The organism is Bacillus mobilis, from assembly GCF_001884045.1.
Lineage (GTDB): Bacteria > Bacillota > Bacilli > Bacillales > Bacillaceae_G > Bacillus_A > Bacillus_A mobilis.
On sequence record NZ_MACF01000141.1, the window covers coordinates 25585 to 39300 of the forward strand.

Below are 13716 nucleotides of genomic sequence, written 5' to 3' on the forward strand. Positions count from 1 at the left end.
TGCTATCCGCACTTGTCGATGCAAAAGCCGTTGCAACTACATTAAACAAATAAGGAGAGATTATAATGAACAACATCACATTTAACAAATCAGACTTCATCGGACTTGCAAGTGGAGCTACTCTTCTTACAGCTTTCATTTACACACTTGCTCAAGGTCTTGTTTAATACTTTGTTTCCCCAAACCCCTTTATATATAGAAAAAGCAGCTCGTCTTATGGACAAGCTGCTTTTTAGTTTATTTCATATATAATTTGACCTGTTTTCGTCATATCGTATCCGCCAATTGCTTTTAATTCATTATGAAATTCTTCTGATTGCAGAATATCTTTCACGACTTCAATCAGCTCTTCATTTTCTTTATTCTTCAAAATCACCAAATCATACTGTTCTTTCATGATTGGAATAAAATCTACATTTACAATTTGCGAAAATTTTTCTGATCCTACTCCCACATCAGCTCTTCCATTCGCGACTTGCGTGGCAACACCAAGATGATTCGATTCTTCCCATTCATATCCACTAATACGTTCTTTATTTAACTTTTGAATGCGCAATTGTTCATCGACTAACACCCTAATACCAGAACCTTTTTCTCGATTTACAAATCGTATAGATGATTGAGATAAATCAGCCCATGTTTTTATATTTTTAGGATTTCCCTTTTGCACATAAAACCCAACGTTCCTTGCTAATAAATTAATCATAGTACATGGTTGTCCAACTAAAATACGTTTTACGTAAGGAACATTATATGTACCCGTTTCTCCATCAAACAAATGAAGACTAACGATACTTCCTTCTCCTTGATACATTTTTATTAAACTCGTTAAACTACCTTGATATGCCCTTAATATATTTGAACTTGGCAGGCGATTTTCTATACGTTTTGCCAACATATCTAACGTTAGTTCTTGTCCGCTAATAATACATGTATCCAAGCCTCTACTATCTTCGCTCTTTACAGGAGTACCTTGTATTTTCCCTGTTTTCATTTGCTTTATATATTGTTCTAAATCTGTTGCATCAATGCGCATCTGTCTACCGATTCTATAAGAAGGCAGTTCTCCTTTTTTAATTAGATCGTATACAGTTAATTTTGATACTTTTAATCGCTTCGCTACTTCTTCCGTTGTGTAGGAATGATGATCCATAGACGATTCCTCACTTTCTTCCTTCATTGTAACAAAGAAAAGAATATTTCTCCTATATTTTAAAAACAACTACATCGTTCAAATTATATTCAATTATAACTAGTTATAATTAGTTATATTTAGTTATAATTAAATATGTCAAAACGAAAGGGGAATTTTTATGAACAAGTTTACATTACGATCCATCGGAGCACTTATACTTTCTTTTCTTCTTATATTTAGTGCTGCATGTACAAGCGGTGAAAAGAAAGAGAAATCAACTGCTAAAGAAGGAAAAACAGTAGAACTTACTATATCAGCTGCTGCAAGCTTACAAGATGCACTAAAAGAAATTGAAACAAAATATAAAGAAAAAGAACCTACTATTAAACTTTCTTTTAACTTCGGTGCTTCTGGTGCACTTCAACAACAAATTGAACAAGGTGCACCTGCTGATTTATTCTTCTCAGCGGCCGAAGATAAATTCCAAACTCTTGTTAAAAATGGATTCATTAATGAAAAAGAAGGGAAAAATCTTCTTGGAAACGAACTCGTTCTAGTCGTCCCAAAAGATAGTTCTCTTACAAAAATTCAAGATTTAAAAGATGAAAAAATTAAGAAAATCGCACTTGGTACACCTGAATCAGTACCTGCTGGAAAATACGCAAAAGCTTCTCTCACACATGAAAATCTATGGAATGACATTCAAAATAAAATCGTATTTACAAAAGATGTTCGCCAAGTGTTAACATATGTAGAAACAGGTAATGTCGATGCTGGTATTGTATACAAAACAGATGCTCTTATTTCAAACAAAGTAAAAATTGGCGAGACAGCAGCAGCTACTTCGCATGAGCCAATTCACTATCCTTTAGGTGTTATAAAAGAATCTAAGCACAAGAAAGAGGCGACCTCATTTTATGAGTATTTGCAGTCAAAAGATGCACAATCTATCTTTAAGAAATATGGATTTACAGTCCTATCCTAATTGCCATGAGCTTTGATGCTATTTTGTCACCAATCTTTCTATCTTTACGAGTAGCTGCATGCGCCACCCTTATCGTTACAATTTTAGGAACGATAATTGGACGAGCGCTAGCACGCTCCTCATGGAGATATAAAGTAATATTAGAAACTATTTTCTTATTACCAATGGTACTTCCGCCAACTGTAATCGGCTTTTTTCTCATTATCATTTTCGGAAATAATAGTCCCATTGGAACGTGGGTAGAATCAATATTTCAGCAGTCTATTATGTTCACATCTACTGCTGCTATCATTGCTTCTACAGTTGTTGCATTTCCGCTTATGTACCAATCAGCAAAAACAGGATTTTCTATTGCAAATGTACAAATTGAAGAAAGTGCTCGTGATCTTGGTGCAAGTGAATATCAAGTTTTTCTACACGTCACACTCCCGCTTGCATTTCCTGCCTTACTAAGCGGAATGATTTTGAGCTTTGTTCGTGCACTAGGGGAATTTGGTGCTACACTCATGTTTGCCGGAAATATTCCTGGTAAAACACAGACTATCCCAACTGCAATTTATATGGCGATTGATGCAAGTAATATGCAACTTGCTTGGACACTAGTAGTTATAACTATTAGTATGTCACTCCTATTTCTGCTATGTATTCAGCTTATTAATAAAAGAATCACTAACTCTTAAAGCAGCTTCTATCGAAGCTGCTTCTTTATTTCTTAGGAAATAAAATATACTAACGGGAAATAACTGAATTTTACCTTTTATTAAAATATACATTTTATTTGAATTCACTTTCTAAAATAGGCAATTTCCTGTTATTATATGGAGGTGTTTCAAAAAATGAAGAAATGAAAACGCATTTATATTGTGAATTCTTCATCCTGTTTTAGCGATCGGTAATCTTCTACTCTATTAGTGGGGCATTACCGATCGTTAGAACGATATGTAATTATATTGGTATAGAAAACCGAAGGGAGTCTTGTAATGGACATTTTATTAGCGCTTCTTCCTGCAATTGCATGGGGAAACATCTTATTAGTAAGCGTAAAAATGGGCGGTGGTGCATATAGCCAAACGGTAGGTATGACAATCGGTGCTCTATTCTTCGCAACAATTATGTATGTATTTACTCAACCAGCTTTAACAATGACAGTCTTGATTGTTGGTTTTATTTCAGGTTTATTCTGGGCATTAGGACAAGTAAACCAATTAAAAACAGTTGAAAAACTAGGTGTTTCAACTACTGTAACGATTTCTACTGGTATGCAACTTGTTGCAACTTCTATCTTTGGGGTTATCGCTTTCCGTGAGTGGACTACTACAACGACGATTGTTCTGGGAACGATTGCAATCCTATTAATCGTAGTTGGTGTTGTATTCACATCACTAGATGATAAAGAAAATGCACAGCCACCAGGACAATTGAAAAAAGGACTTCTTACTTTAATTGTTTCTACTTTCGGCTACCTTGTATATGTAATTATTATTCGTTGGTATAATATCGATGGTTGGTCTGCTATTTTACCACAAGCAGTTGGTATGTTTGTTGGTGCGGTTGTACTGACATCTAAACATAAGCCATTTAATAAATATGCAATCCGTAATGCTTTATCTGGTTTACTATGGGGAACTGGAAACTTATTCTTACTTCTTTCATTACCACGTGTCGGAGTAGCAACAAGCTTCCCATTATCTCAAACTGGAATCGTTATCTCAACATTCGGTGCGATTGTCTTCTTAGGTGAAAAGAAAACAAAACGTCAATTGATCTTTATTGCACTAGGTAGTGTTTTAATTATCGGCGGCGCTGTATTGTTAGGTATGACAAAAGCATAAACTTATAATCTATTAATCCCTGAAGCAATTATGTTTCAGGGATTTTTTATTACAACTATTTTTTAAATATAATAATCTTTATAGCCTTATTTGTATCACCTCTCCTCCCTCCCATTCCATTCTTTTCACGATAAGTCTTTTCTTTTTACAAAATTCTCTTAAAAATGGTATCGTTTTTTATAACATATCTCCACTAGAAAGGAATAAAGGATATGCTAACTAAACATCGAATTCTATTTATTGGTGCTGGTCGTATGGCAGAAGCTATATTTTCCGGATTACTTAAAACAAGCAAAGAATACATCGAAGAAATTATCGTTTCTAACCGAAGCAACGTAGAAAAGCTAGAACAATTACAAGCACGATATAATGTGTCTACTGCAACAGATTGGAAGCAGCATGTTACATCTGTTGATACGATTGTTTTAGCAATGCCACCTTCTGCACATGAAGAATTATTAGCAGAATTATCTCCGTTACTATCGAATCAACTTGTCGTAACGGTAGCCGCTGGCATTGGCCCATCTTATTTAGAAGAAAGACTTCCCGGGGGAACACCTGTTGCTTGGATTATGCCAAACACAGCTGCTGAAATTGGAAAGTCTATCTCCTTATATACAATGGGACGATCAGTAAACGAGATGCATCAAGAAACCCTGCAACTGCTTTTAAGAGGCATTGGTGCTTCGCAACTTTGCACTGAAGAGGAAGTTCATCAGCTTACTGCAGTTACTGGAAGTGCACCAGCTTTCCTTTATTACTTTGCTGAAAGCTTAATTGAAGCAACAAAAAGTTATGGAGTCGATGAAGCAACTGCCAAACACCTTGTCATTCAAATGATTTCTGGCTCTGCTTCTATGCTTGAACAAACGCAAGATCCAGCTAACCTCCGCGAACAAGTAACAACACCAGGTGGTTCCACAGCTGAGGGTCTCAAAGCTTTATATGAATATAATTTTTCAGAGGCAATTCAAAAAGCAGTAGAAGCAACAAACAAAAAAGCTAGGGGGAAATAATATGAATTTAACAAGTTTAAAAGACTATACAACATTACATAACGGTGTAAAAATGCCTTGGTTCGGTTTAGGTGTTTTTAAAGTAGAAGATGGTTCAGAAGTAATTGAATCTGTAAAAGCAGCAATTAAAAATGGCTACCGCAGCATTGATACTGCAGCAATTTATCAAAACGAAGAAGGCGTTGGACAAGCGATCCGTGAATCAGGTGTTTCACGTGAAGAATTATTTATTACATCAAAAGTGTGGAATAGCGATCAAGGGTATGAAACAACACTTCAAGCATTTGAAACTACATTAGAGAAATTAGGCCTAGAATATTTAGATTTATATTTAGTACATTGGCCTGTAAAAGGGAAGTATACTGAATCATGGAAAGCATTAGAAAAGCTTTATAAAGACGGCCGTGTTCGCGCTATCGGTGTGAGTAATTTCCACATTCACCACTTACAAGACGTATTTGAAATTGCCGAAATTAAGCCAATGGTCAACCAAGTGGAATATCACCCACGTTTAGCACAAGAAGAGCTGCATGCTTTCTGTAAAGAACATAACATCCAACTGGAAGCTTGGTCACCATTAATGCAAGGCCAACTGCTAGACAACCCAACATTACAAGACATTGCAACAAAATATAATAAATCAACTGCACAAGTTATTTTACGCTGGGATCTACAAAACGAAGTTGTAACAATCCCTAAATCTATTAAAGAACATCGCATTATTGAAAATGCAAATATATTCGATTTTGAATTAAGCGCCGATGACATGAAAGCAATTCAAGCTCTAAATGAAGATCGTCGCGTTGGTCCAGATCCAGATAACTTTAACTTCTAATAGAAAAACCACTGCCATATGCAGTGGTTTTTTTATCAAAGAAAACTGAAAATTTAAACTACATTTCATTTGGTTGACACTTCATTATCCAAGGTGTAAGATTTTGAATTATCAAAGAAACACAAAAATTAATAAAGTTTATTCGTTTACTCATTGTATCAAGAGAGGTGGAGGGACTGGCCCTTTGAAACCTCGGCAGCAGGTTCATTTTGAATACTGTGCCACTTCCTGCAAGCTTTATGCTTGAAAGATAGAATGAGGGACTTCGTTTATATACGGGTGCATAACTTGTACGTAAAAATCCCTCTTTCTCAATACGAAAAGAGGGATTTTTTATTTTTCATTTCCCTCATCATCATCCAAACTTAATTATTTAGGAGGAAAATCAAATGAAAAAGAAGTTTGTACCCGGTATTGCATCAGTTGTAGGAGTAAGTATTTTATTAACTGGTTGCGGTAGTTATAAAAACGAAGCAAGCGGAGCAAATGCAAAAGACGAGGCGCCTAGTAAACAGGTTTTAAACTTATCTTCACCTACTGAAATACGAACAATGGATACAGCTCGCGCTACAGATACTGATTCTGGTCAAGTAATGAGAAACGTATTTGAAGGTTTGTATAATCTTGGTGTAGGTAACAAACCTGTCCCTGGTGTTGCAAAATCTCATGAAGTAAGTGGCGATAAAACGAAATACACATTCCATTTACGAGATTCAAAATGGTCAAACGGCACTCCTGTTACAGCAAAAGACTTTGTCTTCGCTTGGCAAAGAGCTGTTGATCCAGCAACAGCCTCTGAATATGCATTTCTATTCTTTGATATTAAAAATGCAACAAAAATTAACAACAAAGAACTTCCAGCCGATCAACTTGGTGTAAAAGCAATTGATGACCATACGTTTGAGGTAGAATTAGAACGTCCTGTTCCGTACTTTATAAGCTTAACAGCGTTCCCAACATTTCTACCAATTAACGAGGAATTCTTTAAAGCACAAGGTGATAAATACGCTTTAGAAGACAATACAATTTTGTACAACGGAGCTTTTACACTAAGCGATTGGAAGCACGAGCAAAGCTTTAAATTCAAGAAAAATCCTACCTATTGGGATAAAGATACTGTCAAACTAGAAGAAATCAACTTTAACATCGTAAAAGAAAAGTCTACCGAAGTAAATTTATTCGAGTCAAAACAATTAGACCGTATCAAACTAACATCTGACTTCGTTGATAAATATAAAAAGGATGCTAACTTTAAAGAGCGTCCGAATGTAGGAGTACAGTTTTTACGTATGAATCAACAAAACAAAGTACTTCAAAACGTTTCTGCACGCCAAGCAATCGATCAAACAATTGATCGAAAATCCTTTGTAAATACGTTATTAAATGATGGCTCTACACCAACATCTAGTCTCGTACCGAAAAACTTTGCAAAAGGACCTGACGGAACAGATTTCCGTGCTGCAAACGGCGATTTAACAAAGGTTGATACAAAATCTGCTCAAGAATTATGGAAAAAGGCCAAACAAGAACTTGGGTCTGAAAAAATAACGTTAGAACTATTAACAAGTGACGGTGACCTTGAAAAGAAAACTGGTGAATTCTTAAAAGGACAACTAGAAAAGAATTTAGATGGCTTAACAGTAAATATAAAGCCGCAACCACGTAAACAACAAGTTTCACTTTTATTAAAAGGTGACTACGAAATCGGAATTGACGGCTGGAGCCCTGACTTTGCGGATCCAATTACATTCCTTGAGCTATTTACAACGAATAACCCTTACAACTTAGATCATTACTCTAATAAGGAGTTTGATGAAACAATAGCAAAAGTGAAAACAACTTTAGCCGGTGATGAAAAAGCTCGCTGGGAAGCATTACTAGCATCCGAGAAAATATTATTTAAAGACTCTGTTATCGCTCCTCTTTACCAAAAAGGCGAATCTTATTTAGAACGTTCTTATGTGAAAGGAATTGTGCAAGTAGACTTTGCAGGTCAATTAAACTTCAAATGGGCAAAAATTGAAAAATAAAGCAAAACTTTAATTAGCGGGGTTTTCTCCACCCCCACTAATTATTAACCCGCATCAATCGGGGGTTTATCGGTAGCCCGCAAATAGCGGAATAAAAGGCCACTTTATTTAAAATTTCTCCCCCATACCAATTATTTTTTTAGCAAAACATATGAAAAGCAGATTCCCTAATCCGAGGAAATCTGCTTTTTCAATATATTATTCTAAGAAATTAACAATCTATTTTTATTATTGACATATAGTTCTTTCCAGTGTTAATATTCTAAATAATCAAAGAAACGAAATATTTCACCATCAAAATATAACGTCTACTACGTTGAAACATATAACGATAGATTATAGTTCGACATGTATATACATATAGAACACCTGATTACCTACATACACATATCCGTAATAGGTTTTCTCTTCTTCTATAGCTACACTTCAAAACGTGGACATTACGACGTTACGAACAACACATTTAGGGAGGAACGAACAATGAAGAAAAAAGTTATACCTGTTGTTGCATCTGTTTTAGGGGCAAGTCTATTACTAACTGCTTGTGGGGGAAATAAAGATCATGCAAGCGGAGCGAAAGCAAATGATAAAGCACCTGATAAACAGGCAATTAACTTATCATTTGCTTCAGAAATTCCAACAATGGATGTTGCAAAAGCAACGGATGGGGAATCCATGAGCGTAATGCGAAATGTTTTTGAAGGTTTATATGCAATGGGAGAAGATAACAAACCGATTCCTGGTGTTGCTGAGTCGGTTGACGTTAGTCCCGACAAAACAAAATATACATTCCACCTGCGTGATTCAAAATGGTCAAACGGTACTCCTGTTACAGCAAAGGACTTCGTCTTCGCTTGGCAACGTGCCGTAAATCCTGATACAGCAGCTGAATATGCATTCTTATTCTTCGATATACAGAATGCAAAACAAATAAGCCAGAAACAATTGCCAATTGATCAACTAGGGGTCAAAGCTCTTGATGATAAAACGTTAGAAGTACAACTAGACCGTCCTGTTCCCTACTTCTTAAGCTTAACGACATTCTCAACATTCTTACCAATTAACGAAGAGTACTTAAAATCTCAAGGAGATAAATATGGTTTAGAAACAAATCATTTAATTTACAACGGTGCTTTCACATTAGATAACTGGAAACACGAGCAAAGCTTCCAATTGAAGAAAAACCCTAACTATTGGGATGCTAAAACTGTAAAATTAGAAGAAATCAACTTCAATGTCGTTAAAGATAAGTCTACAGAAGTTAACTTATATGATTCAGGACAAATTGATCGCGTTGCTTTAACTGCGGAGTTTGTTGATAAATATAAGGGCGATCCAAACTTCAAGGACCGTGCTGAAGTTGGCATTCAATTCTTACGACTAAATCAAAAAAATGAAACATTAAAAAATCAACATGCACGCCTTGCTATTAACGGAGCAATGAATAAAAAAGCATACGTAGAAACAATTTTAAATAACGGTGCTGTTCCAGCTGAAGGAATGATTCCTGCGAAATTCGCAAAGAGTCCAGAAGGTAACGACTTCCGTAAAGAAAACGGAAACCTAGTCAAAGATGATGTGAAAACAGCGAAAGAAAACTGGAAAAAAGCGAAACAAGAACTTGGTACTGACAAAGTAACAATCGAACTATTAACAAGTGATAATGCTTTAGCTAAAAAGACTGGTGAATATTTAAAAGGTGAACTAGAAAAGAATCTAGATGGATTAACAGTGACATTAAAACCACAACCACGTAAACAACAGTTAAAACTACTATTAAGTGGTGACTATGAAATCGGTATTGATGGCTGGGGCCCTGACTTCGCGGATCCAATTACATTCTTAGATTTATTTACAACAGATAGCGCTTATAACTTCGATAAATACTCTAACAAAGAGTATGATGAGCTAATCCATAAAGTGAAAACAGATTTAGCTGGCGATGAAAAAGCTCGCTTTGAAGCGATGAAGCAAGCTGAAAAAATCCTATTACAAGACGGCGCTGTCGCTCCTTTATACCAACAAGGTCGTTCTTACTTACAACGCTCTTTCATTAAAGGGCTTGTAACAACTGACTTCGGCGGTGAATTTAACTACAAGTGGACAGAAGTTGCAAAATAATAAGTACCAGTAAAAAAGGTATCCAATTGAAGGATACCTTTTTACTTTATACTTCTTTAACTACAGAGCTTCTTCTTCCCTTTACTATTCCTTTTATAGATACAGTAATCATTGCTACCAATTGTGTAACTAATATAATGACTAATAATGAAATAATATTTTTCTCTAAACTAACTCCCCTAAATATTATTGTATAATAGCCATTCGCTGCATAGGTTGCGGGAAATAATTCGCCGATTGTTTCATATGTTTTAGAAAGCATCTCGTGTGGTACAATGACACCCGAACTTACAAGTTGTAGTGAAAGTGAAATTATATTAAAGATCATACCTGCATTTCCGAAAACAGTTATGAACATTTGTGTTAATGAAAGAAAGGCGAAGAAGACTATTTTTAATAATCCTCTTCCCCTTCTTTTTGCATCGAACTAAAACTCATCAGAAATATAAACATAAACATCAAATATGTTCGCCACGTCAAAGAAGGTACATGCCCTGACCAAAGATAGCTAATTAAATAGTTAATCCCCATAATACAAGACGATATTACTAAGCTAATACTTATTAGTTTTACATATTTGAGCATATCTTTTCTCCTTATTTTTTATTTTTCTACTTCTTCAAATTGCAGATTCACCGGCTCTTCTAAGAGTGTTTCATAAAAATTTTCTGCCAAATCTGTTGAAGTAATTTTTTCATCTACTTCATCAAATCGAATACTATCTAGCCATACACAACCTTCTCCTGACAATAAAACACCGAATGCAATACCAAGCGCCCCTTCTTTTATATCTAATACAACCGAGTACGATTGCCAGTTATTCGTATTTTTAATTGGGCGATTTTGCATATTATCCATAGCCAGTGGTTCTGTATCTTTTCCGTCTACTCGCATCCACAATCCTGCCCAATCCCTTACGTTCTCACTCTTAACAAATGCTGTTAAACGTAATCTTTTACCTACATATTTATCTGCTCGGAACATTTGCATTAATGTTGAAAATCCTCCATGCGTAACATTCTCTTTTGCTTTTATGTATGCAGATACTTTTCCTTGATGGACAATTTCATAATCTAAACCCATCTCATATTCAGCAGGATGACTTCCACTTAAGATCCATCCTTTCGGTATACCTTTTTGCATTGAAACACCCTCTCTTTCTATATAAAATGACTGAAAGTACTTTCGATATTTCTTTGGTGGCAATTGAAACATTCTTTTAAAAGCTCTCGTAAATGCCTCTTGTGAGGAAAAACCGTATTGCACTGCAATATCAATAACAGCTCTCTCCGTTGAAACTAAAACTTGCGCAGCATGAGTTAACCTTCTCTTTCGAATATAATCCGTTACACTCATCCCAACATATCTTTGAAAGATGCGATGAAAATGGTACATCGATACTGCACTGTGAGATGCTACTCTTTCTGTTGTAAGCTCCTCATGCAAATGATCTTCTATATATTCGATTGCTTCTTTTATCATCTCTTTATATTCTTCATGCATGTTAGTACCCCCTCACAACTTCAATTTACCATATACATACAAATCATTTTTGATTTAAATTGCGGATTATCCCTTGTGGCTATAGGGTAATAATTTATTTTCAACTCATACATAATTACATGATTTTGGGAAAAACTTGTATAGAACGAATTTACATAAGGAGGAATTTATAATGAGAATGTTACTATCAGTTTTATTAGCTCTTATGCTAGTACCTGCATTAACAGGATGTAAAGCTCCTGCAAAAGAAGACACAACTTCTAATAAAAAGACTACAGAAGAGGCAAAGAATGAAGCTCCTGCTGATTTAAAACTAGACTTTAATGAATTCGATTTAAAGGCAGACTACCAAGATACAAAGAAAGACTACGAAGCTGACTATAAAAATGTAGCAGCAGATAAAAAAATGGAAGCAAAAATTGAAGATCATAAAGCAGATGTAAAATTAACAGGAGACGAGGCTATCACAAAATTAAGCCCACTTCTACAAGAATTAAAATTTAATAAAGATACTCCTGACCAAGAAGTAATCGACCAAGTAGTAAACGTGTTCAAGCTTGATAAAGACTACCAAAAGTTCGATTTAGAAGTTGTCTTCTCTGATGGAACGAAAAAAGAATATAAAAGAGAAATAAAATAAAGAAGTAGGCGGTTGCCTACTTCTTTATTTTATTTCTTAGCATATCGTAAGCTCGGTTGAGATCCTACGTAGTATTCTAATCCAGATACAGATGATTTTTGTAAATAAGAATCTGTCGGGAATACAAGTGGGATTAAAGGATACTCTGTAAACATAATATCTTCTGCTTGATGTAATAAGTCAAAGCGTTTATTTTCATCTTGTTCTAATTTTGCTTGATTAATTAAATTATCAAAGTCTTTATTAAACCATTTCGCATAATTATTTGGACCATCACCTGCATAAATTTCTAATTGAGCAGCTGGATCTAATGTAGATCCTCCCCATCCCATATATGCAATTTGGAAGTCACTTTGTTTGTACATATCGATATAACTTTTCCACTCTTTACCTTCTATTTTCACATCTACCCCAAGGTTTTTCTTAAACATTTCTTGAAGTGTTTCAGCTATTTTCTTCTTATCTGAATATTTCACTGTTACTTCTGGAAGAGTAGTCCATCCCTCTTCTTTCATTCCTTCTTCTAATAACGTCTTAGCTACTGCAGGATCATATTTAAAATAGTCACCTTTCTCTTTACGGAAGTCGCGACCACTTTCTGTTTTTGCTCCTTCTGGTACAAATCCATATGCTTCTTTTGCATTATTCTTTAATATTTTCTCTACGATAAACTTACGATCTACAGCTATTGCAAAAGCTTTACGAATTTTCGCATTTGTAAATGGTGGCTTTTCTGAATTAAATGAGTAAATATGAGTTGAGTAGTCTTGCATTTTTTTAAACTCTTTATTGTTTTGTTCCTTTTCAACTAAATCTGTAGGTATGTGAGATAGTAAATCTAATTCTCCAGATTTATATAATTGATACGCTGTTTTACCTTCAGGAATAATACGGAATTCAATTTCTTTTGATGCTACTTTTTTATCATGAAACTCTTTATTTTTTTCTAAAATAATCGATTGATTATGTTTCCATTCTTTCAATGTAAAAGGACCGTTTGTAATTAATTCTTTTGGATCTACCTTTAGTTTACCTTTTTCATCAATAGATTTTTTATTAAGTGGAATATATAACGACTGAGATAATGTTCGTTTAATAGATGTTACTGGATGTTCAAATTGTAGCTTTAGAGTTACATCGTCTACCGCTTGAATTCCTACTGCATCTTCTACACCTTTCCCCGTATTAAATGCTTCTCCACCTTTAATGAAATATAGTTCTGTTGCATTCATAGAACCAGTTTTAGGATTTAATATTCTCTTCCAAGCGAATTCAAAGTCTTTTGCTGTTAATGGAGAACCATCAGACCATTTCAATCCTTTTTTCAAATAGAATGTATACTCTTTTCCATCTGCCCCAGCTTCCTCTTTTTCTACTAAATCCTTTTCAAATTTCCCATCACTTGTCTGTCTATACAAAGTTGCAAATAAGTGCTCAATTACATAATTAGAGTTATTATCTGTTGAAATCGCTGAATCTAACGTGTAAGGATCACTACCAAGATTCGTTACAAAACGGTCTCCTTTACTAGCACTTGCTTTTGAAGTATCTTTCTTACCGCAAGCGACAGAAGTAATTGCTAATACAGCCATAATGACAAATAATAAAAACTTCTTCAT

At 34.9% G+C, this 13716-nt stretch carries 14 protein-coding genes and 1 riboswitch; of the genes, 9 read left to right on the top strand and 5 right to left on the bottom strand.

What is annotated here, in order from left to right; translation table 11 throughout:
• Positions 1–65: 65 nt before the first annotated feature.
• Entirely contained in the window at positions 66–167 is a 102-nt protein-coding gene (locus BAQ44_RS27380) for a DUF3948 family protein (protein ID WP_001060018.1), read from the top strand.
• 65 nt (positions 168–232) lie between these two features.
• On the opposite strand, the gene BAQ44_RS27385 is transcribed toward BAQ44_RS27380, so the two are convergent.
• Positions 233–1180: a substrate-binding domain-containing protein gene (locus BAQ44_RS27385; protein ID WP_084669659.1), complete on the bottom strand. Its 948-nt coding sequence runs from the start codon at positions 1178–1180 to the stop codon at positions 233–235.
• 133 nt (positions 1181–1313) lie between these two features.
• On the opposite strand from BAQ44_RS27385, the gene modA reads away from it, so the two are divergent.
• The 7 genes from modA to BAQ44_RS27420 all read left to right on the top strand — a co-directional run bounded on the left by modA (position 1314) and on the right by BAQ44_RS27420 (position 9954).
• Positions 1314–2120: a molybdate ABC transporter substrate-binding protein gene (modA, locus tag BAQ44_RS27390; RefSeq protein WP_063259878.1), complete on the top strand. Its 807-nt coding sequence runs from the start codon at positions 1314–1316 to the stop codon at positions 2118–2120.
• Between the two features lie 5 nt (positions 2121–2125).
• A complete protein-coding gene (modB, locus tag BAQ44_RS27395) occupies positions 2126–2800 on the top strand; it encodes a molybdate ABC transporter permease subunit (protein ID WP_063259877.1) in 675 nt (224 codons plus the stop codon).
• A gap of 300 nt (positions 2801–3100) precedes the next feature.
• Entirely contained in the window at positions 3101–3952 is an 852-nt protein-coding gene (locus tag BAQ44_RS27400; RefSeq protein WP_000353549.1) for a GRP family sugar transporter, read from the top strand.
• Between the two features lie 212 nt (positions 3953–4164).
• A complete protein-coding gene (gene proC, locus BAQ44_RS27405) occupies positions 4165–4968 on the top strand; it encodes a pyrroline-5-carboxylate reductase (protein WP_063259876.1) in 804 nt (267 codons plus the stop codon).
• A 1-nt stretch (position 4969) separates the two neighbouring features.
• On the top strand, positions 4970–5803 hold the full coding sequence (locus tag BAQ44_RS27410; RefSeq protein WP_063259875.1) for a glyoxal/methylglyoxal reductase: 834 nt from the start codon (positions 4970–4972) through the stop codon (positions 5801–5803).
• A 152-nt stretch (positions 5804–5955) separates the two neighbouring features.
• Positions 5956–6060, top strand: a riboswitch (SAM riboswitch).
• A gap of 132 nt (positions 6061–6192) precedes the next feature.
• Entirely contained in the window at positions 6193–7833 is a 1641-nt protein-coding gene (locus BAQ44_RS27415; protein ID WP_063259874.1) for a peptide ABC transporter substrate-binding protein, read from the top strand.
• 480 nt (positions 7834–8313) lie between these two features.
• Complete coding sequence (locus BAQ44_RS27420; protein ID WP_063259873.1) at positions 8314–9954, top strand: peptide ABC transporter substrate-binding protein; 1641 nt, start codon at positions 8314–8316, stop codon at positions 9952–9954.
• Between the two features lie 46 nt (positions 9955–10000).
• Here BAQ44_RS27420 and BAQ44_RS27425 read toward each other — a convergent pair whose 3' ends face one another.
• From BAQ44_RS27425 to BAQ44_RS27435, 3 genes are read right to left on the bottom strand one after another with little or no spacing between them, the layout of a single operon-like run.
• A complete protein-coding gene (locus BAQ44_RS27425) occupies positions 10001–10312 on the bottom strand; it encodes an ABC-2 transporter permease (RefSeq protein WP_063259872.1) in 312 nt (103 codons plus the stop codon).
• 35 nt (positions 10313–10347) lie between these two features.
• Positions 10348–10539 carry a hypothetical protein gene (locus BAQ44_RS27430; protein WP_061677913.1) on the bottom strand — a complete coding sequence of 64 codons (192 nt, stop codon included), beginning with the start codon at positions 10537–10539 and terminating at the stop codon, positions 10348–10350.
• Between the two features lie 18 nt (positions 10540–10557).
• A complete protein-coding gene (locus BAQ44_RS27435; protein ID WP_071724855.1) occupies positions 10558–11457 on the bottom strand; it encodes a helix-turn-helix transcriptional regulator in 900 nt (299 codons plus the stop codon).
• Positions 11458–11629: 172 nt separating this feature from the next.
• Between BAQ44_RS27435 and BAQ44_RS27440 the strand changes: the two genes are divergently transcribed.
• Complete coding sequence (locus BAQ44_RS27440) at positions 11630–12097, top strand: YusW family protein (protein ID WP_071724857.1); 468 nt, start codon at positions 11630–11632, stop codon at positions 12095–12097.
• Between the two features lie 29 nt (positions 12098–12126).
• On the opposite strand, the gene BAQ44_RS27445 is transcribed toward BAQ44_RS27440, so the two are convergent.
• On the bottom strand, positions 12127–13716 hold the full coding sequence (locus BAQ44_RS27445) for a peptide ABC transporter substrate-binding protein (RefSeq protein WP_071724859.1): 1590 nt from the start codon (positions 13714–13716) through the stop codon (positions 12127–12129).

Coding starts and splice junctions, on each gene's coding strand:
- modB (WP_063259877.1), top strand. CDS start 2,126: ATGAGCTTTGATGCTATTTTGTCACCAATCTTTCTATCTTTACGAGTA.
- BAQ44_RS27410 (WP_063259875.1), top strand. CDS start 4,970: ATGAATTTAACAAGTTTAAAAGACTATACAACATTACATAACGGTGTA.
- BAQ44_RS27445 (WP_071724859.1), bottom strand. CDS start 13,716: ATGAAGAAGTTTTTATTATTTGTCATTATGGCTGTATTAGCAATTACT.
- BAQ44_RS27420 (WP_063259873.1), top strand. CDS start 8,314: ATGAAGAAAAAAGTTATACCTGTTGTTGCATCTGTTTTAGGGGCAAGT.
- BAQ44_RS27440 (WP_071724857.1), top strand. CDS start 11,630: ATGAGAATGTTACTATCAGTTTTATTAGCTCTTATGCTAGTACCTGCA.
- BAQ44_RS27400 (WP_000353549.1), top strand. CDS start 3,101: ATGGACATTTTATTAGCGCTTCTTCCTGCAATTGCATGGGGAAACATC.
- modA (WP_063259878.1), top strand. CDS start 1,314: ATGAACAAGTTTACATTACGATCCATCGGAGCACTTATACTTTCTTTT.
- BAQ44_RS27415 (WP_063259874.1), top strand. CDS start 6,193: ATGAAAAAGAAGTTTGTACCCGGTATTGCATCAGTTGTAGGAGTAAGT.
- BAQ44_RS27435 (WP_071724855.1), bottom strand. CDS start 11,457: ATGCATGAAGAATATAAAGAGATGATAAAAGAAGCAATCGAATATATA.
- BAQ44_RS27430 (WP_061677913.1), bottom strand. CDS start 10,539: ATGCTCAAATATGTAAAACTAATAAGTATTAGCTTAGTAATATCGTCT.
- BAQ44_RS27385 (WP_084669659.1), bottom strand. CDS start 1,180: ATGAAGGAAGAAAGTGAGGAATCGTCTATGGATCATCATTCCTACACA.
- BAQ44_RS27380 (WP_001060018.1), top strand. CDS start 66: ATGAACAACATCACATTTAACAAATCAGACTTCATCGGACTTGCAAGT.
- BAQ44_RS27425 (WP_063259872.1), bottom strand. CDS start 10,312: ATGTTCATAACTGTTTTCGGAAATGCAGGTATGATCTTTAATATAATT.
- proC (WP_063259876.1), top strand. CDS start 4,165: ATGCTAACTAAACATCGAATTCTATTTATTGGTGCTGGTCGTATGGCA.